This is a genomic window from Belnapia arida (assembly GCF_016773205.1).
GTDB classification, from domain to species: Bacteria; Pseudomonadota; Alphaproteobacteria; order Acetobacterales; family Acetobacteraceae; genus Belnapia; species Belnapia arida.
Window position 1 is genome coordinate 848,227 of record NZ_JAETWB010000001.1, and the last position, 23,451, is coordinate 871,677.

The following is a 23,451-nucleotide window of genomic DNA, read 5'->3' on the forward strand; positions in this document are numbered from 1 at the left end:
GGGCTCAGCGCACCGGCGCGGCGGCGGGCGCAGTCGCAGGCACGGTGGCGGGCGCAGCCGGCGGGTCGCCGCCTGGCATGGAAACCAGCGCCACCTTGGTGATGCCGGCGCGCTGGACGAGGCCCATCACCCGCAGCACCTCGCCATAGTCGAGGCCGCGGTCGGCGCGGAGATGCAGCGCCCGGTCCGGCGTCTCGGCATGGATGGCGGCGAGCCGCGTCTCCAGCGCCTCCTGCGGCACCGCGTCCTTGTCGAGAAAGAGGCCGCCCTCCTTGGTCAGGCTCAGCTCCAGCGGCGGCGCCGGCGGGCTGAGCGGGGCGGCGGCCGTCTTTGGCAGGTCGAGGGCGATGCCGGCCGTCATCATCGGCGCCGTCACCATGAAGATGACGAGCAGCACCAGCATCACGTCGACCAGGGGCGTGACGTTGATCTCGGAGACGGGCTGGGCGTCGTCCTCGTCGCCCATGCCGGAGGGGAGCTGCATGCTCATGCGGATTCGCCGGCCTTGCGCCGGCCCTCCAGCACGGCGGGGCGGCGTGCCAGGCGCCCGGCGATGCTCGCCGCCGCGCCCATCGCCTCGGCGCGGATGCGGGAGAGGCGGATGCTGTTGCGGTTGTAGGCGATCACCGCCGGGATTGCGGCGACGAGGCCGATCGCCGTGGCGAAGAGCGCCTCGGCGATGCCCGGCGCGACGGTGGCGAGGCCGGTATCCTGCTTCGCCGCGATGCCGAAGAAGCTGTGCATGATGCCCCAGACCGTGCCGAACAGCCCGACGAAGGGGCTGACCGAGCCGATTGTCGCCAGCAGCGGCAGGCCCGGCTCGGCGCGGCGCAGCGTCGCGGTGACGGCGCCGCGCATGGCGCGCTCCAGCCGGTCGCGGAACTCGCCGGCGCTCTCGTGCGGGTCGCGCCCCTCGCGCCATTCCGGCAGCCCGGCGCGCAGAACGGCGCCCGCAAGGCCGTCCTTCGCGGCATCTCCCTCGGGCGGGAGGATGGCGCCGGAGGCGGCGAGGGCAGCGAGGCTCGCGGCCTCCCGCTTCAGCCGGCGGAACAGGACGGCCTTCTCGATGATGATGGCCCAGCAGGCGAGCGAGGCCAGCAGCAGCAGCGCCATCACCCCCTGCACGACAGGGTCGGCATTGAGGATGAGGCTCTGCATGGTGAAATCGGGGGCGGGCGCCGGATTCATGCGGGTTTCCCTTGCAGGACGGCGATGCGGCGGCGGTTGCGGCGGCGCAACAGCCAGGCGGCGAGGCCGGTGACGAAGAGGACGGGCATGGCGATGCCCGAGAGGAAGACGAGGATGCGCCCCGGCCAGCCCAGCAGCGCGCCGCCATGCAGCCAGCGCTGCATGGCGAGCACCTCCTCGCCGAGGCTGCGGGTGCGGGGGCCGCGCTCCTCCGTCACCGCGCCGGACCATGGATCGATGGCGACGAAGCTGCGGGCGCGGACCTCAGGGCTGGCATCGGCGGGCCGCAGCGAAACCTGCCAGGCCTGGCGCTGCCGGCTGGGCAGCGTCACGATGGTCGGTACCTGGCCGGGGAGATGGGCGAGGGCGGCGGCTACCGCCGCATCGGCATCGACGGTGATCGGCTCGCGCCGCGGCGGCACCGGCGCAGGCGTCGCAGGCTCGGCGATGCCGAGCGCCGGGCGGAACCAGGCGGGGAAGATGATGGCGATGCCGGAGACGGCGACGACGGCCAGCACCACCGCCATCCAGATGCCGATGACACGGTGCAGGTCGAGGTTGAGCACGACGCTCGGCCGGCGCCGGATGGTGACGAGGGCGGCACCGAGCGAGCCTTGCCGCGGCCACCACAGCCAGATGCCGGACAACGAGAAGAGCAGCAGCAGCACGCCGAACCAGCCCACTGCCTCGCGCCCGCCAAAGTCGCGCAGCAGCAGCGTGTCGTGCAGCTCACGCGTCACGGCGACGAAGCCGGTGCGGCCGGCGCGCTCGCCGAGCAGCTCGCCTGTCGCCGGGTCGAGATAGGCGGAGGGGCCGGGCGGGGTGCCGCGCTGGCGGGGCGGGGTGACGATCCAGACCGGCCAGACCGCGTCGGGCGGGCGGATGACGCCGGCCGGTCGGCCCGTCGCCGCCTCGGCCGCCTTCAGGATGGCGGCATAGTTGAGGCCGGGGGTGGGCGGCCCGCTGGGGCGGAAGAGCTGCGGGTTCAGCGCCGCGTCGATCTCGCGCTGGAACGACAGGATGCTGCCCGTCACGCCGAGCAGCAGCATCACCAGCCCGAGGACGAGCCCGAGCCAGCGATGGCCCAGCAGCAAGGCGCGGCGGAAGGTCACGCGTCGGCCCAGCGGCGGAGCAGGTTGTGGTACACGGCAGTCAGCTCCGTCGGCGCCCTGTGGTCCTGCGGCAGGTCGCCGCGGACGCGGTTGATGGCCATGTCGAGATCGAAGAGCAGGCTGCGCTGGCCGTCGTCGCGCACCATGCTCTGAATCCAGAAGAAGCTCGCCAGCCGCGAGCCGCTCGTCACCGGCGCGACGCGGTGCAGGCTGGTCGCCGGATAGATCACCGCATCGCCGGCCGGCAGCTTCACCCGCTTCTCGCCATAGGTGTCCTCGACGATCAGCTCGCCGCCCTCATAGCTCGCCGGGTCGCTGAGGAACAGGGTGCAGGAGACATCGGTGCGGATGCGCGCCGCCGTGCCGGTGACCTGGCGGATGGCATTGTCGACATGCGCGCCGAAGGTCATGCCCGGGTCATAGCGGTTGAACAGCGGCGGGAAGACCTTCAGCGGCAACACCGAGGAGATGAAGAGCGGATTGCGCTCCAGCGCGCCGAGCACGATCTCCCCAAGGGCGCGATGCTCCGGGCAGCCCTCGGGAATCTGCAGATTATCCTTCACCTGCGCCGACTGATGGCCGGCGGTGACGCGGCCGTCCACCCAGGGCGCACGCGCCAGCAAGGCCCGCGTATCCGCGAGCCTTGCCGCATCCAGGACGTCCGCGATGTGCAGCAGCATCGCTAATACCGGGCTGCCAGGCTGACGATGACGGTGCGCCCGGCGCCGGGCGTGATGTTCCCCGTGTAGACGCCCTCGTAGAAGCGCTTGTCGGTGAGGTTCAGCGCATTGAGGCGGAGCTGGAGCTGCTCGGTCACGCTCCAGGCGATGGCGGCGTCGTAGCGGACATAGGCCGGGGCGATGACGGTATTGGCGTTGTTGCCGTAGCGCTTGTCGATGTAGCTGAGGCCGCCGCCGAGCTGCACGCCGTAGGGCAGGTCGTAGCTGGTCCAGAGCGTCGCCGTGTTGCGCGGCGTGTTCAGCAGCTCCTTGCCCACCTCGGCCGGCGTGCCCGAGCGGGTGATCTGCGAGTCGATGTAGGTATAGCCGGCGATGACGTTCCAGTTGCGCGTGACGCGGCCGGCCGCCGAGATCTCGAACCCGTCCGAGCGCTGCTCGCCGTTCAGCACGTTCAGCGTGCCATTGGCCGGGTCCGCCGTGCGGGCATTGGTCTTCTCGATGCGGAAGACGGCGCCGCGAACGGAAAGGTCGGGCGTGATGTCCCAGCTCGCGCCGATCTCGAAGGAGCGGTTCTTCTCCGGCGCAAGGTTCGCGGTGTTGGCAGCGAGGGTCAGCGCCTCGGCGCTCGGGTTGAAGGAGGTGCCGGCGGAGAAGTAGGTGCGCACCGTGCTGGTCGGCTTGAAGACCAGGGCGCCGCGCCAGCTGAACATGTCGTCGGTGCGGTTGAGCTTCGTCGTCACGCCGGTGGCCCCGGCGAGGCTGCTGAAGTCGGCGTCGAACCGGTCGTAGCGGCCGCCGACCAGCACCTCGAAATACTCGCCGATGCGGATCTGGTCGGCGGCGAACAGGCCGAGCGTATAGGCCGTGGTGTCCGCATCGGTGTTGACCGAGAGGGTCTGGTCGAAGGCCTGGTAGAAATTCGGGTTGAACAGCGTCGCTGCCGGCCGGGCGTTGCTGGTGAAGCGGGTGAGCTGCGAGGTCTCGCGCCCGAGCTCGAGACCGGCGACGATCTGGTGCCGCAGCGGGCCGGTATTGGCGGTGGCGCGCAGCTCGGTCTGGTTCTGCAGGACGGTGTCGGTGCCGCGCCGCACCTGGGGCTGGCGGTTGACCAGCACATTGGCAAGGTTGGTCGTCGGGGTGATGGCGGTGATCAGCCGCGGCGCCGTCGCGTTGATGTCGCGGTCGTAGTTGCCGTAGCGGAAGGTGTTGCGCAGGCTGATGCCGTCGGCGAAGCGGTGCCGCGCCGTCAGCGTCATCACATTGGTCTCGGTCCGCTCGCGGTCGACGCCGGCGAGGCCGTAGAACATGCCGTAGGAGACGGGTGCCGGCCGACCGCGCACGATCGGCACGCCGAAATCAGGGACGTTATCCTCCGATTGATGGAGGAAGTGCAGCGAGACCTGGGTGTTCGTCCCAAGGCCCCAGGTGACGGAGGGCGCGACGCCCCACCGCTCGTTCCGCACATGGTCGCGCCTGGCGATGTCCTGCCGCGTTGCCATGGCGTTCAGCCGCACGCCGACCGTGCCGGAATACATGCCGACATCGGTTGTGGCGCGCAGGCCGAAGGGCGAGAAGCCGGTCAGCGTCAGCTCGCCGAAATTCCGCGCCTGCGGCATGCGCGTCGAGAGGTTGATGGCGCCGCCGGTGGAGCCGCGGCCGAACATGATGGAGGAGGGGCCCTTCAGCACCTCGACGCTGTCGAGGAAGAAGGGGTCCCGGGTGTACTGCGCGCTGTCGCGGATGCCGTCGATGAAGAAGTCGTTGCGGGCGCTGAAGCCGCGCAGCGTGAGGTTGTCGCCGGAGAAGCCGCCCTCGCCGGCGGCGAGGCTGATGCCGGTGACGTTGCGCAGCGCCTCGCGCAACGTGGTCGCGCCACGCTCCTCGATAAGCGCGCGTGGGACGACATCGATGGTCTGCGGCGCCTCGCGCACAGAGGTCGGCATGCGGACGACGGGGGTGTCGTCGGCGCGGTAGCGGGGCGGGTTGGCGCCCTGGACATTCATCTCGGGCAGCGCGACGGCTCCGGCGGGCGGGGCATCCTGCGCCATCGCCGTGGGGCCCGCGGCGAGCAGGCCCATCCCGGCGAGGCCGAGGCTTGGTTGGAGGCGAGGAAGCGGAGCACGGAGCGACGACATCTAGACGAGTTCCCAGCGTAGGCCGGGGATGGCGTAGCGCTACTGAGAATGACTCGCAATACCAAATCGCAACGCGATATTGCAGGTCAGGGTTGCTTCACACGCCAGTGCTCAGCCCAGAGGGAACTCGGGTTCAGGTGGCCGGTCGGCTGCACGCCGTCCAGCCAGCGCGGCCAGATATGCGCATCGGCACGGAACCATAGCGGCAGCTCCGGCAGATCCTCGGCGAAGATCGCCTGGAAGCGGGACCAGAGGGCGCGGCGCTTCCCGCGGTCCAGCTCCTGCGGCAGCGCCTCCAGCAGCGCATCCATCTCCGGATTGCGGTAGCCGCCGTAGTTCTGCCCCGACCAGTTACGCGACTCTGTCGGGATCTCCTCGGAATGCAGCGTGGTGCGCGGCACGTTCTCGGGCGAGGAGATCCAGGCGAAGAGGGCGGCGCCGGTGAAGCGGCGGCGCGACAGCGTTTCGCCGAAGAGCACGCGCGGCGGCTCGTTGCGGATGCGCGCCTCGACCCCCACCTGCCGCCACATGCCCTGCACCACCTGCTGCACCGCCTCGCGGGCGCGGTTGCCGGCCGTGGTCATCAGTTCGATCGCGAGGCGCTCGCCGGCGGCATTGCGGCGGATGCCATCCGGCCCCGGGCGCCAGCCGGCCGCGTCCAGCAGGGCGGCGGCGCGGGCCGGGTCATGGGGCCAGCGCGGGGCGTTCGGGTCGTGCATCGGGTCGAGCGGGTTGACGCCCGTCTCGGCCACCACCTGCCGCCCCTCGAAAAGCCGCGCCACGATCTGCGTCCGGTCGATCGCCATCAGCAGCGCCTGCCGGATGCGGCGGTCGTCCAGCGGCGGGACGTCGAGGCGGAGGTCGAGATGCTCGTAGATCAACCCCGGCTTGTATTCAACGCGGAAGCGCCCGCCGGTGCGCCGTTCGAGTGCCGCCGCCTGCTCCACCGGCAGGCCGAGCTCGCCGGCGACCATGTCGATCTGCCCGGCGAGCAATTGCGCCTCCATCGCCGCGGTGTTCTCGACGGTACGGATCTGGATGCGGCGGAAGGCGGGGGCGAGGCCGGCCCAGGCCTCGTTCCGCTCCAGCGTGACGCCGGCGCCGGGTTGCACCGCCGTGATGCGCCAGGGCCCCGACCAGAGGCCGGGATTGGTCGTCCCGGTATCGTAGGCGGTGCGGTTGCGGTAGGTCCGCGGCTCCTGCTGCCAGCGGGCGCGCTCGATATGCGCGGGCAGCGGCTGGAAGTCGCCGGCGACATTGTAGTCGAAGGTGACCTTGTCGTAGCGCAGGGTGACGGTGCGCTCGTCCTCGACGATCAGCTCATAGGCCGAGCGGTAGAACTCCGCGCCGCCGAAGCCGGTCGCGCCCTCGCGCCCGGCCTCCCAGGCGAAGCGCAGATCCTCGGCCGAGACGGGGCGGCCGTCGCCCCAGCGCGCATCGGCGCGGAGCCGGTAGGTGACGCGGATGCCGGGCCTGCCATCGGGCGTCGTCTCGCGCCGGGCCCCGCCGTTCTCGAGCGTCGGCAGGCTTTCGCAGGTCATGCAGAGCGGTTGCCAGTCCGCGCCATGGGCGGTCAGCGGCCGCCGGGCGAAGCCTAGCACGTAGGACTTCGCGGCCATGGCGTCGATATTCGGGTGGAAGGTCGAGGGGTATTGGATGATGCCGATGGTCAGCGTCTCGCGCGGCTGGGCGACGGCCGGGGCGGCGATCGCCAGCAGCCCAACCGCGGCTGCCGCGGCGCGACGTATCGGCATCCGCCTCAGTCCTCCTTCGCGCGGGCTTCCGCAGCCGAGCCGATGCCGCCATGCGCCTTCGACCAGCCGACAGGGTCCTCGAGGAATTTCCGCACTTCCTTCAGTGCGCCCTCGCTGAAATAGGGGCGCTCGCGGCAGACCTCCAGCACGTCCCACCAGGTGCAGAGATGATGGAGCGAGAGGTTCATCCCCTTCATCGTCTCGAAGCTGCCGGGGAAGACGCCGTAGAAGAAGACGACGAAGGTATGGTCGCAGACCGCGCCCGCATCCCGCAGCGCCTGGGCGAAGCGGATCTTGGAGGCGCCGTCGGTGGTCAGGTCCTCGACCAGGAGGGTGTTCTTGCCCTCGGGCACGTCGCCCTCGATCTGGGCGTTGCGGCCGAAGCCCTTCGGCTTCTTCCGCACATAGGCCATGGGCGCCATCATCCGGTCGGCGATCCAGGCGGCGAAGGGGATGCCGGCGGTCTCGCCGCCGGCAACGGCGTCGATCGATTCATAGCCGATGTGGCGACCGATCTTCTCCACCGCGAGGTCGCAGATGCGGTTCCGGGCGCGGGGGAAGTAGATGATCTTGCGGCAGTCGATATAGACGGGGCTCTTCCAGCCCGAGGTGAAGGTGTAGGGCTCCTCCGGGCGGAAATTCACCGCCTTGATCTCGAGCAGGATGCGCGCCGTCGTCAGCGCGGCATCCCGGTCCCAGTCGGAAGCATGTTGCATGGCCATGGCGCATTCCCCTGCCGGCGGCGTTCGGCCCATCCGTAACCGCGGCGCGGGGCGGCGTCCATGACCCAGCCGGGAGTCTGGGTGCTGGCCGACCCACGGGCCGGCACGGCGGCGCAGGCGCTCGGCATCGCGGAGCGGCTGGGGCTGCCCTTCCGCGTGGTCGACCTCCAATGGGGGCGGCTGGCACGCTGGCCGATCCCCTGGCCGAGCCTCGCCGGGCTGACGGCGGAGGCCCGGTCGAGGGTCACAGTGCCATGGCCGGGGCTGGCGCTCTCCGCCGGCCGGCGCTCGGGCCCGGTCGCACGCTGGCTCCGGCGGCATGGGGCGCGCACGGTGCATTGCATGCGCCCAGGCCTCGGCGCGGCGGATTTCGACCTGCTGGTGATCGGCGCGCATGACCGTCCGCAGCCGGCGCCGAACGTGATGGAGATCCTCGGCGCCTGCCACCGCATGTCGCCTGGCCGGTTGGCCGCGGCGCGGGAGGAGTGGGCGGCGCTGGAAGCCTTGCCCTCGCCGCGGGTGGCGCTGTTGGTCGGCGGGCCGGTGCGGGACGAGGGGATGCGTCCGGCGGCGGCGGCGGCCATCGGCCGGCAGGTAGCGGGCATGGCCGGCAGCGTGATGGCGACCACCAGCCGCCGCACCGGGGCGCCAGCGAGCGAGGCGCTCTCGGCTACCCTCGCCAGGCGTCCGCATCGCCTCTTTCGCTGGGGGGAGGGCGGCGCCAACCCCTTTGCCGGCTTCCTCGCCTGGGCCGATGCCGTGGTGGTGACTGGGGACAGCGTGTCCATGCTTTCCGAGGCGCTGGCGACGGCGGCACCCGTCTTCGTCGCCGATCCGGGCGGGCTCGGCCCCCGGCATCTGCGGCTGCGGGAGAGCCTGGTCGCCGCCGGCCAGGCTCGAGCGCTGGGGGAGGGGTGGTTCACCCGCCAGACGCTGGACGAGAGCGCCCGGGTGGCCGCGGTGATCCGCGCACGCGGATGGGGGGTTACCGCGGTGGGGGATGCGACGAAGTAGTGGGCATGATGCAGGCCATCCTCCGCACCGCCTTTCCACCCGCCTTGCCGAGCCGGGGCGCGCGCTCCTTTCCCTGGCCCTGGCGCGACCGGGCTGGGCGCTTCTCCTCGCTGCGAGCCGTGACGCTGGCGCTGGTCCTGGCGCCGGCTGCCTGGTTGCTGGTGACCTATACCACCAAGGGGCTGGGGCCGGAGCCGGCCAAGGCGGCGCTGCGCGAGATCGGCCTCTGGTCCATCCGCCTGCTGCTGGTGACGCTGGCGGTGACGCCGGTCGGGCGCATCCTCGCCTCGCCGCGGCTCCTGAGCCTCCGGCGCATGCTGGGGTTGGCGACGCTCGGCTATGCGATGCTGCATCTGCTGCTCTATGCGGCCGACCAGAATTTCGTCGCCTCCCGCATCGCCTCCGAGATCGCGCTGCGCTTCTACCTGACCATCGGCTTCGTCGCGCTGCTCGGCCTTGCGGCGCTTGGCTGGACCTCGACAGATGGCTGGATGCGGCAGCTCGGGCGGCGCTGGAAGCGGCTGCACGGCCTCATCTTCCCGATCGCGGCGCTCGGCGTGTTCCACTTCTTCCTGCAGTCGAAGTCGCAGCTTTGGGAGGCGGTGCTGGCGGCGGGGCTGCTCGCCTGGCTGATTCTCTGGCGGCTGTTGCCGGCGGGGGCGCGGCTGCATCCCATCGCCCTGCTGCTGCTGGCCCCGGCGACCGGGCTGGCGGCGGCGGGGGTGGAATATGCCTGGTACGCGCTGGCGACCAACCTGCCGGCGGACCGCATCCTCGCCGCGAATCTCGATGTGAGCTTCGGGTTGCGGCCGGCGGTCTGGGCCGCGGTGGCGGCGGTGGCGCCGCCGCTGCTGGCGCTTCCGGCCTGGATCAGGACGCGCCGAAATACCCCGCCAGGTTCCGCCGCACCCGCTCCAGCACCGGCTCCCCCACCGGCGGCAGCGCGAAGCGCTGGCCGGTGATGGTCTCGAAGGCCTCGACATAGAGGCGCGCCGCCTCGAGCACGATCACGGCCGGGATTTCCGGCAGTGCGTCCTTGTACGGGTCGCAGCGCGCGGTCACCCAGCGGCGGATGAAGTCCTTGTCGAAGCTTTGCGGCGCCTCGCCGGCCTCGAAGCGCGCAGGATAGGTGCCGGCGAACCAGTAGCGGCTGGAATCCGGCGTGTGGATCTCGTCGGCGAGGATGATGCGGCCCTCGGCATCGAAGCCGAACTCGTATTTGGTATCGACCAGGATGAGGCCCTGCCTCGCCGCCATCTCCCGTCCGCGGGCGAAGAGGTCGAGGGCGAGCGCCGAGACCTCGGCCCATTGCGCCTCGGTCAGCAGCCCGCCCTCGATGATGCGCTCCGGCGTCAGCTCCTCGTCATGCCCGGCATCGAAGGCCTTGGTGGTCGGCGTCAGGATGGTCTGCGGCAGCTTCTGGTTGGCCTTGAGACCGTCAGGGAAGAGGTGGCCGTACATTTCCCGCCGCCCCGCCCTGTACATCGACAGGATGGAGGTGGAGGTGGTGCCCGCCAGGTAGTCGCGCACCACCACCTCGACCGGCATGATCCGGAGCCCCTGGCACAGCAGCACATTCGGGTCCGGATAGGCGATGACGTGGTTCGGGCAGATATCCCGCGTGTGGTCGAACCAGTAGCGGGCGATTTGGGTCAGCACCTGGCCCTTCAGCGGCACGGCGGTGATGATGCGGTCGAAGGCGGAGAGCCGGTCGGTGGCGACGATGAGGCGCCGCCCGTCCGGCAGGTCGTAATTCTCCCGAACCTTGCCGCGATAGTGGTTCGGCAGTTCGGGGATGGCGGCGTCGCGGAGGACGAGTCCGGCATAGGGGGCGAGGTCGGCGGGGCTGGTCATCCGGCGGGTGGTCCTTGCAGCGGGGCGGCGCTCCTATAGCCCATCCGGTTGAGCCGCGCCGCCCTCTGCGCCATGGTGCCGGCGAGGAGATCGCCGCATGAGCACCCGAAAAAAATACCGCATCGCCGTCATCCCCGGCGACGGCATTGGCAAGGAGACGACGCCCGAGGGGCTCCGGGTGCTGGACGCCGCCGCCCGCCGCTTCGGCTTCGACCTGGAGCTGACGCATTACGACTGGTCCTGCGAGACCTATGCGCAGACCGGACGGATGATGCCGGAGGACGGGCTTGAGCAGCTGAGCCGGTCGGACAGCGTCTTCCTCGGCGCCGTCGGCTGGCCGGGAGTGCCGGACCACGTCTCGCTCTGGGGCCTGCTGATCCCGATCCGCCGGGGCTTCGACCAATATGTGTCGCTCCGCCCCTGCAAGCTCCTGCCGGGTTCGAAGTCGCCGCTCGCCAACCGGGGTCCGGAGGATATCGATTTCTACGTGGTGCGGGAGAATACCGAGGGCGAGTACAGCTCGGTCGGCGGCCGCATGTTCCCGGGGACGGACCGCGAGTTCGTGTCGCAGCAGAGCATCCTCACCCGCATCGGCTGCGACCGGATCATGAAATACGCCTTCGAGCTGGCGATGACGCGGAAGCGCAAGAAGCTGACGAGCGCCACCAAGTCGAACGGCATCACCTTCACCATGCCCTACTGGGACGAGCGCTTCGCCGAGATGGCGAAGAACTACCCGGAGGTGACGACCGACCAGTTCCATATCGACATCCTCTGCGCGCATTTCGTGCAGCATCCGGACTGGTTCGACGTGGTGGTCGGCTCCAACCTGTTCGGCGACATCCTCTCCGATCTCGGCCCGGCCGTCGCGGGCTCCATCGGCATCGCCGCCTCGGCCAATATCAACCCGGAGAAGACGCATCCCTCGATGTTCGAGCCGGTGCATGGCTCGGCACCCGATATCGCCGGCAAGTGGGTCGCCAACCCCATCGGGCAGATATGGTCGGGGGCGATGATGCTGGAGCATCTCGGCGAGAAGGCCGCGGCTGATGCCATCGTGCAGACCATCGAGCGCATGCTGGCCGAGGGCGGCCCGCGGACGCGCGACATGGGCGGCCAAGCCGGAACGGTGGATGTCGGCAAGGCGCTGGCGGAGGCCGTGGCGCAGGCCTGAACCGGCGTCAGGTCTTCGCTTTGACGACTGATCGGGTGGCCTTGCCTCAGGCCGGCGCCCGACGTCTGGCGGATGTGAACCGGGCAGGATCGAAGGCTTCGATCAAACCCGGTGAGCCGCCCGATCAGCCCTTGAACGATCGGGCACGCATCGCTAGCATGCTCTTCTGTTGCGAGTGATTCTCAACTCGCTTGCGACCGGAGGAGTTGGTTAATGGGTCATCTGGCCGCCGAGACTGCCGTCATTGGCCGCCGCTGCGAGCGTGCCGTGGTCACGGCCTATCGGGAGCTGCGCGAGACGGGCAATGACGACCTCTCGGCCTTTCGCGCCTGCACTACCCTCTATCGCGTGCATCACCCGGAGGCTTCCGTGCAGGAGGCCCGCCGCCTCGTCGCCGAATGGATCGACCACCATGTCGTCCGCGGCGACACCGGCCCAACCGACGGATGCGAATGCGACTGATCCTTAATCCGCCCTTGCCCAGGTAATCGCCGCCCGGGCCAGCGCGTCGATGCTGTCCGCGACCGGGAAGGGCAGGGCAGGTCCCGCCGCGATGCCGAGCGGAATCTCGGTGCAGCCCAGCACCACCGCCCGCGCTCCGCGCGCCACAAGGCTGCGCGCCACCTCCGCCAGCGGCGCATAGGCCTCCGCCACCCGATTCGCCTTCACCAACGCGATCCCGGGCGTGACCTGCCCCTCCATCTCCGCTGCCTCCGGCACTAGGCAGTGCCAGCCGCGCTGCTCCAGCCCCTGCTGGTAGAGCCGCATTGCGAGCGTCGCCGCCGTCCCCATCACCCCGATCGGCCCCTCCGTCACGCCTAGCCGCGCCAGCTCATCCGCCGTCGCCTCGACGATATGCAGGACGGGAAGGGCGGTCGCCGCCTGCATCGCCGCGTACCAGCCATGGGCGGTGTTGCAGGGGATGGCGATGGCGCCGCAGCCCGCTGCCTCCAGCCCGCGGATGCCGCGCAACAGGGCGGGCAGCGGGTCCTCGCCGCCGCCGAGCCGCGCTGCCGTGCGGTCCGGCACGCGCGGGTCGGACCAAAGCACGGCCGGGATGTGCTCCTGGTCGCGCTCGGCCGGCGTGAGGAGGGTGAGGCGCAGCATGAAATGCGCGCTGGCCAGCGGGCCCATGCCGCCGAGGACGCCGAGGATCTTGCTCATCCCCACAGCATGCCCGATCAGGGCAGGCGCATGAAGTTGGCTGTCGCGCTGGCCCGGGCGATCAGCGCGCGCATGTCGGGGTTCTCGTGGCCGCCCTCGGCGGTCAGGGCCTCCATCGGGCAGTAGAACTCGTGCGGCTGCGCCACCTGGTTGCGGGCGAAGCCTTCGTAATGCCGGCTCTTCAGGCCGAAGACGACGCGCACGTCGCGCACCGGCAGGATCAGCGGCTGCACGGGCTCCACCTTCAGCATGCGGATCAATCGCCAGCGCGGCGTCGCGTCATTCGGCTGCGCCGGGCCGAGCAGCCAGTCGAGCGGGCAATAGGCCATCAGCGAGGAGGTGGTCGGGGCGAAGCGGGAGCGTTTGTCGAGCAGGTTCTGCAGCGAGGAGCAGGCCTCAATGCAGAGGATGTCGACATAGGGGTCTATGGAATCGGTCGAGAAGTGCAGCCAAAGCCCATCCGGCAGGGTGCGCAGGCGGTTGGAGCCCGGCAGCTTCAGATAGGGTTGGTTGGTCGCTGCCATATCGCCGGGACGGCCGCGCAGCCAGGTGCCCGGTTGCTTGGGGCTGGCGACGACGCCCGGCGGGCGTTGCGGCCACTTCTTGAGTTGCGACCTCACCTGCCGATCCAGTGAATGGGGTGGTGCGGACCTCAAAGTCTCGCTCATCGAATGTATCCCAAGCCGTTCATGCAACCAGCGCGTCACAATGTAGTGATTCGAATCGAACAAGCAACAATAATTGGGGGTCGTGCTTGGTTTGTTCTTGACGTTATGTTTGCCAAGGTGGGATCAACATTCGATATTACTTACAGAAACGCCAGTAAACTCCTGTGAATACTTGCTTTCAATGGAGCAAGCACAATGTCCTGCCAAGCGAGGTTTGCGCCCTCCGCTGGGACACACCAGCCTCCAAGGACGAAAAAACCGGCCGAGGTTGCCCCCGGCCGGCTCGTTGTCGCTCCGGACTCGCCGGATCAGTCGCGGCGGCTGACCGCCACGTAATCGCGCGTCGGGGCACCGCTGTAGATCTGCCGCGGCCGGCCGATGCGCTGTGCCGGATCCTCGATCAGCTCCTTCCACTGGCTCACCCAGCCCACGGTGCGCGCCACGGCGAAGAGCACGGTGAACATGTGGGTCGGGATGCCCATCGCCTTCAGGATGATGCCCGAGTAAAAATCGACGTTCGGGTAGAGCTTGCGGGAGACGAAGTAGTCGTCCTCAAGGGCGATGCGCTCCATCTCCATCGCCATGTCGAGCAGCGGCTCGTCCTTGATGCCAAGCTCGGCCAGGACCTCGTGGCAGGTGTCCTTCATGATCTTCGCCCGCGGGTCGAAGTTCTTGTAGACCCGGTGGCCGAAGCCCATGAGCTTGGTGTGGGCGTTCTTGTCCTTCACTTGGCGGATGAATTCGGGAATGTTCTCCGGCTTGCCGATCTCGCCGAGCATTTTCAGCACCGCCTCGTTGGCGCCGCCATGCGCCGGGCCCCAGAGCGCGGCGATGCCGGCGGCGACGCAGGCGAAGGGGTTGGCGCCGGTCGAGCCGGCGAGCCGCACCGTGCTGGTCGAGGCGTTCTGCTCGTGATCCGCATGCAACACCAAGATGCGGTCCATGGCGCGCGAGAGGATCGGGTTGCTGACATAGGGTTCCGCCGGCACGGCGTTGAGCATGTAGAGGAAATTCTCCGCATAGCTCAGGTCGTTGCGCGGATACATGAAGGGCTGGCCGATCGAGTATTTGTAGGCCCAGGCCGCGATGGTCGGCACCTTGGCGATCAGGCGGAAGGCCGCCACCTCGCGCTGCCGCGCGTCGTTGATGTCGAGGTTGTCGTGGTAGAAGGCCGCCAGCGCGCCCACCACGCCGCAAAGGATGGCCATCGGGTGCGCATCGCGGCGGAAGCCGTCGAAGAAGCGCCGCAGCTGCTCATGCAGCATGGTGTGGTAGGTGACGTTCTTGCGGAATTCGGCCAGCTGGCTCGCATTCGGCAGCTCGCCCTCGAGTAGCAGGTAGGCGACCTCGGTGAAGTCGGACTGCTCGGCCAGCTGCTCGATCGGGTAGCCGCGATAGAGCAGCACCCCGGCATCGCCGTCGATGTAGGTGATCTTGCTCTCGCAGGAGGCCGTCGCACCGTAGCCCGGATCGAAGGTGAAGACGCCCAGATCGCCGTAGAGCTTGCGGATATCGGCCACCGCCGGACCGAGCGTGCCGCTCAGCAGCGGCAGGGTCGTACTGCGGTTGGTCCCGTCCAAGGTGACGGTAACGGTCGGCTTGGCCGCCCCGGATGCCGTGCTGCTCATGTCGCCTGTGTCCTCGGATGTTGCGGCCGTGCCAGGAAGACGCGGTCGGATGGTGCGGTGCAAGATATCGGTTGGTGTCGCGGCTTGGCAACGCGGCCTGGAACGGGCCGCGAACGCACGGGTTTCGCCGCTCCGGGTCAGGGCGTGCGGCGCCAGGCCTCGGGCGGCGTGGCGCCAGGGGCGAAGAGGCCGCGGCCGGCGCTTCGGGCAGCAGCTTCGAGACCCGCATCGGCAGGCTCGGCCAGCGCCCAACCGGCTTCGGCCAGCGCCCGACCGAGAGCCACGCCGCCAGCCTCGCAGCGCCCGAAAGCCCGGCCAAGCCGGTCCCGCCCCTGCATCAGGCATGCGACTGCCCGGCCCCGGACCAGCCGCGCCAACGCATCCGCTGCGCCGGCGGCGCAATCCTCGGCGCCGCAGCGGGCCGTGCCCCGCTCCGGCACGGCGATGCCTGCCAGCCGCAACACCCGCTCACCGAGGCGGAGTGTATCCGCATCGACCACCATGACGTCCTGCGCCGCGGCCGCCCAATGCTGCTCTACTGGCGCGGAGCCCATCAACTCGCGTGGCCGGCTGGCCGCCAGCAAGGACACTGCTCCGATCAGGCCGCCACCGATGGCTAGCGCACTCCAACGTCGAGGGGCAGAGGCGGGGCGGAAGATGCGGCGCTGTCGCATGGCATGACAGCTAGCGTTCTCGTGATCAAATCGCAATCGAACTTGATGTTGCGGCCTATCAGCGGGCCAGTGCCGCTTCATAGGAGGCCGGTTCGGTCAGCAGCAGCCGTGCCACCGCCGTATCGGCCGGCTTGCCCTCGGCCGGCGGGCAGGTCTCCCGCAGCGCCGCCACCTCGCTTGCAGGCACCGGGGCGCGAGCCGCCCGTTCCCGTGCCAGGGCGGCAGCCATGGGCGGGCTGTCCAGCCGCAGCCGGGCGAGGCCCGCCGCCGTCGCCTCCTCGCCGAGGCTGGTGCAAAGCGCCGGCAGCACGCCGAGCCCCTGGAGTGGCCAGCCCAGCGGCGCCAGCACGCGTGACCAGGTCACCAGCAGCTCGCCGCCATTCGGCAGCGGCATGACGAGTTGCACCAGCCCCTTGCCGGTGGTCGCGCTGCCGACGACCACGGCACGGCCTTGATCGGCCAGCGCTGCGGCGACGATCTCCGCCGCCGAGGCCGTGCGGCCATCAACCAGTACGACGACCGGCGCCCCGCCCGTGCGGTCGCCAAGCGTCGCCAGGTAGACCCGTGCCGCATCCGGGTGCCGCCCCGCCGTCTGCGCGACCACCCCGCCGGGCAGAAAGGCACCCGCCACCGCCACCGCCTGGCCCAGCAGCCCGCCGCGGTTGCCGCGGAGGTCGAGCACCACTCCGCGCGGCCGGGTGGCGCGGGCGCCATCTGGCGGGAAGCCTTCGGCCAGCGCCTCGAGCACATGGCGGTCGGTGGCGCTGGAGAAATTGTCGAGGCGGAGCCAGAGGATGTCGTCCCGCCGCTCGGCATGCACGGTTTCCGGCGGCAGCAGGCTGCGCAGCAGCCGGACGGTGAAGCGCCGCCCGCCGCGCTGCAGGCGGAGCACCACCTCGGACCCGGCCGGGCCTTCCAGAAGGAAGGCAGCGCCAACCAGGTCATCGGCCGAGACGGTGGTGCCGTCGATCGCCATCACCCGGTCATTCGGCCGAAGCCCTGCCGCGGCAGCGGGCCCGCCAGGCAGGATGGTCGCCAGCACCACCTCCCGCCCCCGCCCGGCCGCCAGTCGCAGGCCGAGCCCCACCTGGCCAACCCGCCGGCCGCGCGCTGCCTCGGCCTCCTCCGGCGTCAGGTAGCGGCTATAGGGGTCGAGATGGTTGAACAGCTCCTCGAAGCCGCTGCGCAGCATCCGCTCCGGCCCGGCCCGGCGCAGCAGCGACGAGTGCTGCCATGCCGCCTCGAAGAGGGCGGAGAGGCCGAGGGCAAGGCCGGGCGCCGTGGCATCCGGCGGCGCATTCGGCAGGGAAGGGGGGAGAGGACGGGCGGCCAGCAACCGGTCGCCGGCATTCAGCAGCAGCGTGCCGGAGCGCATTTCCGCCTTGAGCTGAGGGTCGAGCACTTCGAGGCCACGAAGGGTCCAGAGGCCGAGATCGGCCGGCGGCGCCGCTTCCAGATGCCGCTCCAGCACCGCGCCGAGAGCGGTGGAGAGAACCGCCTGCACGGGCTCCCGCGGGAAGGCTTCCTGCGCCGCTGCGCCGCGCCCGGCCAGCGCAGCAAGCAGCAGCAGGATCAGCGCCGCCGCGCGCCGCGGGGCCTTGCAGGCACGCCCTGCATCAGGTGGAAGGTGAGGCCGCCGGTGCGCGGCACGGCCTCGGCCAGACGAACCTCCACCGCCTGCCCCAGGGCAAAGCGCAGCCCGGTCCTCTGGCCCGCCAGGGCGTGCCGCGGCAAATCCTGCAACCATCGATCGTCCGGCAGGGACGCGAGAGGAACAATTCCCGCCGCGCCAGTCGCCTCCAGGGTGACGAACAGGCCGAAGCGTGTCACCCCAGAAATGTGTGCGGGAAACACGTCTCCGATACGATGTGCCATATAAGCCGCAAGATAGCGCTCGACGGCGTCACGCTCGGCCGCGGCCGCGCGGCGCTCGGTGGCGGTGACGTGCTCGCCGGTTTCGGGGAAGCGGCCCGCCTCCTCCTCGGTCAGTCCGTCCGGCCCGAGGCGAAGGCCGCGGATCAGCGCGCGATGGACCAGAAGGTCGGCATAGCGCCGGATCGGGCTGGTGAAATGCGCATAGCGCGGCAGCGCCAGGCCGAAATGGCCGATATTGTCCGGCGCATAGGCGGCCTGCGACTGGCCGCGCAGCAGCGTCTCGTTGACCAGCCGCTCCTCGGCGGTACCGCGCACCCGCTCCAATACCCGCGCGAAATCCGCCGGCCGCACCCGGTCGCCAGGCGGCAGGGCGATGTCGAAGGTGGCGAGGAAGGTCCGCAGCCCCTCCAGCTTCTCGTCCGAAGGCCGGTCGTGCACGCGATACATGCAGGGCTGTCCGAGCCGCTCCAGCTCCTCCGCCGCCGCGACATTGGCGGCGATCATGAACTCCTCGACCAGGCGGTGCGCGGCGAGGCGCGCGCGTGGCTCGACAGCGAGCACCCCGCCTGCCCCGTCCAGCCGGACCTGCCGCTCCGGCAGGTCGAGATCGAGCGTGCCGCGCCGGTCGCGGGCCGCTTGCAACGCGGCATAGGCGCCGAGCAGGGCATCCCGCGCCCCCGCCGGGTCCTCGCCTGCCTCGAAGCCCTCGTATGTGAGGCGCGCGGCGCTCCGCATGATCCCCCGCCCGAAGCGGTGGCCGGTCTTGGTCCCCGCCGCGTCGAGGGTGACCTCGGCGAAGAGGCAGCCGCGATCCTCGCCCGGCTTCAGGCTGCACCAGCCGTTGGAGAGCGCCTCCGGCAACATCGGCACGACGCGGTCGGGGAAGTAGACGCTGTTGCCGCGCAGCCAGGCTTCGCGGTTGAGGGCGCTGCCGGGACGGACGTAATGCGCCACATCGGCGATTGCGATGAGCAGGCGCCAGCCGTCTCCGACGGATTCGGCCCAGACGGCATCGTCGAAGTCCCGGGCATCCTCGCCATCGATGGTGACGAGGGGGATGGCGCGCAGGTCCTCCCGCCCCTCCGGCGTGACGGCTCGCGCCGCCGTGGCCTCGGCCAGCGCCGCATCCGGCAGGACGTGCGGGATGCCGTGGACATGGATGCAGAGGAGCGAGACCGAGCGCGGCTCCCCCATTCGCCCCAGCCGCTCGATGATCCGCGCCGGGCGAAGGCCCATCGGCCGGCCCGGCAGTGGCTCGGCAAGGACCAGCTCGCCCGGCTCGGCGCCGCCCGCCTCGCCGGCCGGCACCTCCCATTCCGCGCGGTGGCGGCGGTCGACCGGCTTGATCCGCCCGTCGTCGAAGATCCCTAGCAGCCGCGCCGGGGTGCTGCCGATGCGCTTCACCGTGGTGCCGTCGTAGCGGCCGCGCCCGGCCGGCTTGAGCCGCGCCAGCACACGCTCGCCCGGCGCCAGCGCCGGCTGGCCCGCGCGCTCCGGCCGCATGTAGATGAGCGGCACCGCGCCCTGTTCCGCCTTCCAGCCGAGCGGCCGGGCCAGCGGGTCGCCATCTGGGTCGGTGCCGAAGACCTCGACCACTGCCATCTCCGGCAACTTGCCAGGCGCGGCGAGGCCCCGGCGGCCGGCCGGCATGGCGCCGCCCTCCGCCAGCACATCCTTCAGCAGAGCGCGGAGCGCCGGGCGCTGGTCGGAGGTCAGGCCGAAATGCCGGCTGATCTCGCCCTTGCCGACCTTGCCCGGCGCGGCCTCGATGAAGCGACGCAACGCCTCCTTGGAGGGGAGGGGGCGCTCCACCGTCAGACCTTGGCTGCCGGCTTCCGGGCCGGAGCCTTGGGGGCGGCGGGCTTGGCCTTGGCAGCGGGCTTCTTAGCCGCCGCCGCGGCGGCCGGCTTCCGCGCCGCGGGCTTGGCGGCCGCCTTGCGCGGGGTGGGCTTGGCCGGCGCCGGCTCGGCACCGTTCGCCTTGGCCGCCTCCGCCTTGGCGGCCGGCTTCGCCGCCTTGGCCTTGCTCTTGGCGCCCTTTCCCTTCGGCACCAGCTCCTTGCCCTTCTCGGCCAGCAGGGCGACGGTCTCCTCCAGCGTCGCATCCTCCATGACGAGGTTGCGCGGCAAGTTGGCCACCATCTTGCCATGCTGGGCATAGGGGCCGAAGCGACCCTTGCGGATCTCGACCGGGGTGCCGTCCTTCGGATGCGGCCCGACGAAGCGGACCTTGGCACGCGCCTTGGCGAGCAGCTCCATCGCGCGGTTCATGCCAAGCGAGAGCACATCATCCCCCGGCTCCAGCGACTGGAAGATGGAACCCACCTTGATATAGGGGCCGAAGCGGCCGAGCCCGGCCTGGATCTCCTCGCCGCTCTCCGGGTCCCGCCCGATGACGCGCGGCAAGGATAGCAGCTTCAGCGCCCGGTCCAGGTCGAGCGTGTCCGGGTCCATGTCGCGCGTCAGACTGGCGCGGCGGGGCTTGGTCGGCTTGCCCTTGGCATCCGTCCCGCCCTCGCCGAGCTGGACATAGACGCCATAGGGGCCACGGCGGACCGTCACCTTCTCGCCGGTCGCCGGATCCGTACCCAACTCGCGCGGACCTTCGGTCAGGCCGGTCGAGCCCTCGCCCTCGGCGCCGGGGGCGATGAGCGGACGCGTGTAGCGGCATTCCGGGTAATTCGAGCAGCCAATGAAGGCGCCCGTCCGCCCGAGGCGCAGCCCCAGCCGCCCGCCGGAGCAGGCCGGGCAGACGCGTGGGTCGGTGCCGTCGCCACGCTCGGGGAAGAAGTGGGGGCCCAGCTCCTCGTCCAGCGTGTCGATGACGTCGCTGATCTTCAGGTCCTTGGTGGCATCGACCGCCTTGCGGAAATCGTCCCAGAAGGCGCGCATCACCGCGCGCCAGTCGATCTTGCCGCCGGAGATGTCGTCGAGCTGCTCCTCGAGCCCGGCGGTGAAGCCGGTATCGACATAGCGCTCGAAGAAATGGACCAGGAAGGTGGTGACGAGCCGCCCGCGGTCCTCGGGAAAGAAGCGGCGCTTGTCGAGCTTCACATAGTCCCGGTCCTGCAGTGTCTGCAGGATGGAGGCATAGGTCGAGGGCCGGCCGATGCCGAGCTCCTCCAGCTTCTTCACCAGCGTCGCCTCGGAGAAGCGCGGCGGCGGCTGGGTGAAGTGCTGCAGCGCCGCGACATCGCCGCGCTTCAGCGGGTCCCGCTCGCGCATCGGCGGCAGGGTGCGGCTCTCCTCGTCCTCCTGCGCACCGGTGACGAGGCCGGCGCGGGCATCGGCGGCTCGGTCGTCCTCGTCCTCGCGGTAGAGCTTGAGGAAGCCGTCGAAGGCGATGACGGAGCCAGTCGCGCGCAGCACGGTCTTCCGCGCCGGATCGGCGATCTCGACCGTGGTCTGGTCGAGCTCGGCCGACTGCATCTGGCTGGCGACGGCGCGCTTCCAGATCAGCTCGTAGAGCTTGCGCTGCCGGTCGTCGAGGAAGCGGGCGACGCGATCCGGCGTGTTGGCGACGTCGGTCGGGCGGATCGCCTCATGCGCTTCCTGGGCGTTCTTCGCCTTGGAGGAATACTCGCGCGGGGCGGAGGGCAGGTAATCGGGCCCGAAATCGCTCTTCACATGGTCGCGGATGGCGGCGATCGCCTCGCGCGCCATCTGTACGCCGTCGGTCCGCATATAGGTGATGAGGCCGACCGTCTCGCCCTGGATGTCGACGCCCTCATAGAGCTGCTGGGCGGTGCGCATCGTCTGCTGCGCGCCCATGCCGAGCTTGCGGCTGGCCTCCTGCTGCAAGGTCGATGTGGTGAAGGGGGCAGGCGGGTTGCGGCGGACGCGGCGCTTTTCGACCGAGACGACGGAGAAGGTGCCCGCCTCGACGGCCGCCTTGGCGCGCATGGCGCTGGACTCGTCCGGCAGGTCGAACTGGTCGAGCTTCTTCCCGTCGAGATGCGTCAGCCGCGCGGTGAAGGGCGCGCCCTGCGGCGTGGTGAAGCGGCCCTCGACCGTCCAGTACTCGCGGGCCTTGAAGGCCTCGATCTCCGCCTCGCGCTCGCAGATCAGGCGGAGCGCCACGGACTGCACCCGCCCGGCCGAGCGGCTGCCCGGGAGCTTGCGCCACAGCACGGGGGAGAGGGTGAAGCCCACCAGGTAGTCGAGCGCGCGCCGCGCCAGGTAGGCATCGATCAGCGGCGCGTCGAGGTCGCGCGGATGGGCGATGGCGTGCTGGATGGCGCGCTTGGTGATCTCGTTGAAGGTGATGCGCCGGACCTCGACGCCCTTCAGTGCGCCCTTCCGCGCCAGCATGTCCTGGACGTGCCAGGAGATCGCCTCTCCCTCGCGGTCCGGGTCGGTGGCGAGGAAGAGGCGGCGGGCGCCCTTCAGGGCGCGGGCGATCTCGTTGACCTGGCGCTCGCCGCGATCCTCCGACTCCCAGTCCATGGCGAAGTCCTCGTCGGGACGGACGGAGCCGTCCTTCGGCGGCAGGTCGCGCACATGGCCGAAGCTGGCGAGGACCTTGTAGTCCCCCCCGAGATACTTGTTGATCGTCTTGGCCTTGGCGGGCGATTCGACAACGACGACGTCCGTCATGGACTCCAGTCCCCCTGGCCTTCGCGGCCGGGTGCATAAGTTCCGGTCCCGGCGCCCTTCCGTCAGGCCTGGCCGGTGAGCGCCACCCGGTTGCCCGGCAACATCTCTACCCGCCCGGCCAGTTCGAATTCGAGAAGGATCGTCTGGACCGCGGAGGGCGACAGGTGGCAGCGCCGCACCACCTCGTCAACCGCTATGGGAGCGGCACCAAGCAATTCAAACACTTGTCCAGCCTCACTGGGCGGAAGAGCCTGGGCGGGCGGTGCCGCGGGCTCCGGGCGCGGGGTGAAGAGGGGCTCGGCATGCGGTGCCTCGGGCAGGTTCGGCAGCACGTCCTCGGCCGATTCGGTGAGGTGGGCGCCCTGGCGGATGAGGTCGTTCGAGCCGCGACAGCGCAGGTCGAGCGGATTGCCGGGCACGGCGAAGAGCTCCCGCCCCAATTCCAGCCCGAGCCGCGCGGTAATGAGGCTGCCGGAGCGCTGCGCTGCCTCAACCACGACGACGCCCATGGCAAGCGCCGCGACGATTCGGTTCCGCCGCGGGAAATGCTGGGCGAGGGGCGCGGTGCCGAGCGGCGCCTCGGCCAGAACCGCGCCGCCCTCGGCGGCAATCCGGGCCTGGAGCGCGGCGTGTTCGGCCGGGTAGGGCCGGTCGAGCCCGGTGGCTACGACGGCCACCGTCCGGCCCTCCCGCATCGCGCCGAGATGGGCCGCGGCATCAATCCCGCGCGCCATGCCGGAGACGATGACGAGCCCGGCCCGGGCCAGGTCCGCGGCGAGCGCATCGGCCACGCGACGCCCGGCGGTGGAGGCGCTGCGGGCGCCGACGATGGCCACCGCGCGCGGGGCGAGCGCCGCTGGGTCGCCGAGCAGGGCGAGGGCCGGCGGCGGGTCGTAGAGCGTCTCCAGCAGCGGCGGATAGCCGGGCAGGCCGAGGAAGAAGAAGCGCCCGCCCATCCTGGCGACGGTAGCCATCTCCCGCTCCACGAGGCCCGCCGCCGGCGGGACCAGCTTGCCCTTGCTGAAGTCGGGCAAGGCCTCGAGCGCCACACGGGCCGTGCCGAAGCGCGCGAGCAATCGTTGGAAGATCTGCGGTCCAAGCCCTTCGGTGCGGGCAAGGCGAAGGCGGTCGAGCGTATCGGCGGTCATCGGCACAGCCATGGTTCACGAGTGAGGAACCATGGCCTTCCGCCGAAGTCCAGCGTTTCGTTGCGA

Annotated in this window: 20 protein-coding genes; 4 read left to right on the plus strand and 16 right to left on the minus strand. The window is 70.5% G+C overall.

Features of this window, described 5'->3' with window-relative positions; genetic code table 11:
- Positions 1-4: 4 nt before the first annotated feature.
- The 7 genes from JMJ56_RS04160 to JMJ56_RS04190 form a co-directional block, all read right to left on the minus strand.
- On the minus strand, positions 5-490 hold the full coding sequence (locus JMJ56_RS04160) for an ExbD/TolR family protein (RefSeq protein ID WP_202830320.1): 486 nt from the start codon (positions 488-490) through the stop codon (positions 5-7).
- Complete coding sequence (locus JMJ56_RS04165; protein WP_202830321.1) at positions 487-1,188, minus strand: MotA/TolQ/ExbB proton channel family protein; 702 nt, start codon at positions 1,186-1,188, stop codon at positions 487-489. The genes JMJ56_RS04160 and JMJ56_RS04165 overlap by 4 nt, the downstream gene beginning before the upstream one ends.
- On the minus strand, positions 1,185-2,300 hold the full coding sequence (locus JMJ56_RS04170) for a PepSY-associated TM helix domain-containing protein (RefSeq protein ID WP_202830322.1): 1,116 nt from the start codon (positions 2,298-2,300) through the stop codon (positions 1,185-1,187). The genes JMJ56_RS04165 and JMJ56_RS04170 overlap by 4 nt, the downstream gene beginning before the upstream one ends.
- Positions 2,297-2,980 (minus strand): Fe2+-dependent dioxygenase, encoded by a 684-nt coding sequence (locus tag JMJ56_RS04175; protein ID WP_202830323.1) that lies wholly within the window; start codon positions 2,978-2,980, stop codon positions 2,297-2,299. The genes JMJ56_RS04170 and JMJ56_RS04175 overlap by 4 nt, the downstream gene beginning before the upstream one ends.
- 2 nt (positions 2,981-2,982) lie before the next feature.
- Positions 2,983-5,115, minus strand: coding sequence for a TonB-dependent receptor (locus JMJ56_RS04180; protein WP_202830324.1), 2,133 nt, complete (start codon positions 5,113-5,115; stop codon positions 2,983-2,985).
- Positions 5,116-5,201: 86 nt separating this feature from the next.
- On the minus strand, positions 5,202-6,869 hold the full coding sequence (locus tag JMJ56_RS04185) for a peptide ABC transporter substrate-binding protein (RefSeq protein ID WP_202830325.1): 1,668 nt from the start codon (positions 6,867-6,869) through the stop codon (positions 5,202-5,204).
- A gap of 5 nt (positions 6,870-6,874) precedes the next feature.
- Positions 6,875-7,591, minus strand: a complete 717-nt coding sequence (locus JMJ56_RS04190; protein WP_043335013.1) for an orotate phosphoribosyltransferase — start codon at positions 7,589-7,591, stop codon at positions 6,875-6,877.
- A 60-nt stretch (positions 7,592-7,651) separates the two neighbouring features.
- On the opposite strand from JMJ56_RS04190, the gene JMJ56_RS04195 reads away from it, so the two are divergent.
- Positions 7,652-8,605 (plus strand): mitochondrial fission ELM1 family protein, encoded by a 954-nt coding sequence (locus tag JMJ56_RS04195; RefSeq protein WP_202830326.1) that lies wholly within the window; start codon positions 7,652-7,654, stop codon positions 8,603-8,605.
- Between the two features lie 5 nt (positions 8,606-8,610).
- The gene (locus JMJ56_RS04200) at positions 8,611-9,567 is read left to right on the plus strand and encodes a protein-methionine-sulfoxide reductase heme-binding subunit MsrQ (RefSeq protein ID WP_236037404.1); all 957 of its coding nucleotides are present in this window, start codon (positions 8,611-8,613) and stop codon (positions 9,565-9,567) included.
- On the opposite strand, the gene JMJ56_RS04205 is transcribed toward JMJ56_RS04200, so the two are convergent.
- On the minus strand, positions 9,476-10,459 hold the full coding sequence (locus JMJ56_RS04205) for a phosphoribosylaminoimidazolesuccinocarboxamide synthase (protein WP_202830327.1): 984 nt from the start codon (positions 10,457-10,459) through the stop codon (positions 9,476-9,478). The genes JMJ56_RS04200 and JMJ56_RS04205 overlap by 92 nt on opposite strands.
- Positions 10,460-10,556: 97 nt before the next feature.
- On the opposite strand from JMJ56_RS04205, the gene JMJ56_RS04210 reads away from it, so the two are divergent.
- Together JMJ56_RS04210 and JMJ56_RS04215 are read left to right on the plus strand one after the other, a co-directional pair.
- On the plus strand, positions 10,557-11,633 hold the full coding sequence (locus JMJ56_RS04210; RefSeq protein WP_202830328.1) for a tartrate dehydrogenase: 1,077 nt from the start codon (positions 10,557-10,559) through the stop codon (positions 11,631-11,633).
- 213 nt (positions 11,634-11,846) lie between these two features.
- Entirely contained in the window at positions 11,847-12,095 is a 249-nt protein-coding gene (locus tag JMJ56_RS04215) for a hypothetical protein (RefSeq protein WP_369796789.1), read from the plus strand.
- 3 nt (positions 12,096-12,098) lie between these two features.
- Here the strand turns inward: JMJ56_RS04215 and cuyB are convergent, their stop codons facing one another.
- The 8 genes from cuyB to dprA all read right to left on the minus strand — a co-directional run bounded on the left by cuyB (position 12,099) and on the right by dprA (position 23,385).
- Positions 12,099-12,797: a cysteate racemase gene (gene cuyB / locus JMJ56_RS04220; RefSeq protein WP_202830329.1), complete on the minus strand. Its 699-nt coding sequence runs from the start codon at positions 12,795-12,797 to the stop codon at positions 12,099-12,101.
- A 17-nt stretch (positions 12,798-12,814) separates the two neighbouring features.
- Positions 12,815-13,417 (minus strand): hypothetical protein, encoded by a 603-nt coding sequence (locus JMJ56_RS04225; protein ID WP_328702263.1) that lies wholly within the window; start codon positions 13,415-13,417, stop codon positions 12,815-12,817.
- 356 nt (positions 13,418-13,773) lie between these two features.
- Positions 13,774-15,093 (minus strand): citrate synthase, encoded by a 1,320-nt coding sequence (gene gltA, locus JMJ56_RS04230; protein WP_202830331.1) that lies wholly within the window; start codon positions 15,091-15,093, stop codon positions 13,774-13,776.
- A gap of 137 nt (positions 15,094-15,230) precedes the next feature.
- Positions 15,231-15,677 carry a thermonuclease family protein gene (locus JMJ56_RS04235; RefSeq protein WP_202830332.1) on the minus strand — a complete coding sequence of 149 codons (447 nt, stop codon included), beginning with the start codon at positions 15,675-15,677 and terminating at the stop codon, positions 15,231-15,233.
- A 148-nt stretch (positions 15,678-15,825) separates the two neighbouring features.
- Positions 15,826-17,271: a S41 family peptidase gene (locus JMJ56_RS04240; protein WP_202830333.1), complete on the minus strand. Its 1,446-nt coding sequence runs from the start codon at positions 17,269-17,271 to the stop codon at positions 15,826-15,828.
- 68 nt (positions 17,272-17,339) lie between these two features.
- On the minus strand, positions 17,340-19,454 hold the full coding sequence (locus JMJ56_RS04245) for a ribonuclease R family protein (protein ID WP_328702264.1): 2,115 nt from the start codon (positions 19,452-19,454) through the stop codon (positions 17,340-17,342).
- 2 nt (positions 19,455-19,456) lie between these two features.
- Positions 19,457-22,237, minus strand: coding sequence for a type I DNA topoisomerase (gene topA, locus JMJ56_RS04250; protein ID WP_202830334.1), 2,781 nt, complete (start codon positions 22,235-22,237; stop codon positions 19,457-19,459).
- Positions 22,238-22,299: 62 nt separating this feature from the next.
- Positions 22,300-23,385, minus strand: a complete 1,086-nt coding sequence (dprA, locus tag JMJ56_RS04255; RefSeq protein ID WP_236037405.1) for a DNA-processing protein DprA — start codon at positions 23,383-23,385, stop codon at positions 22,300-22,302.
- Between the last annotated feature and the right edge of the window lie 66 nt (positions 23,386-23,451).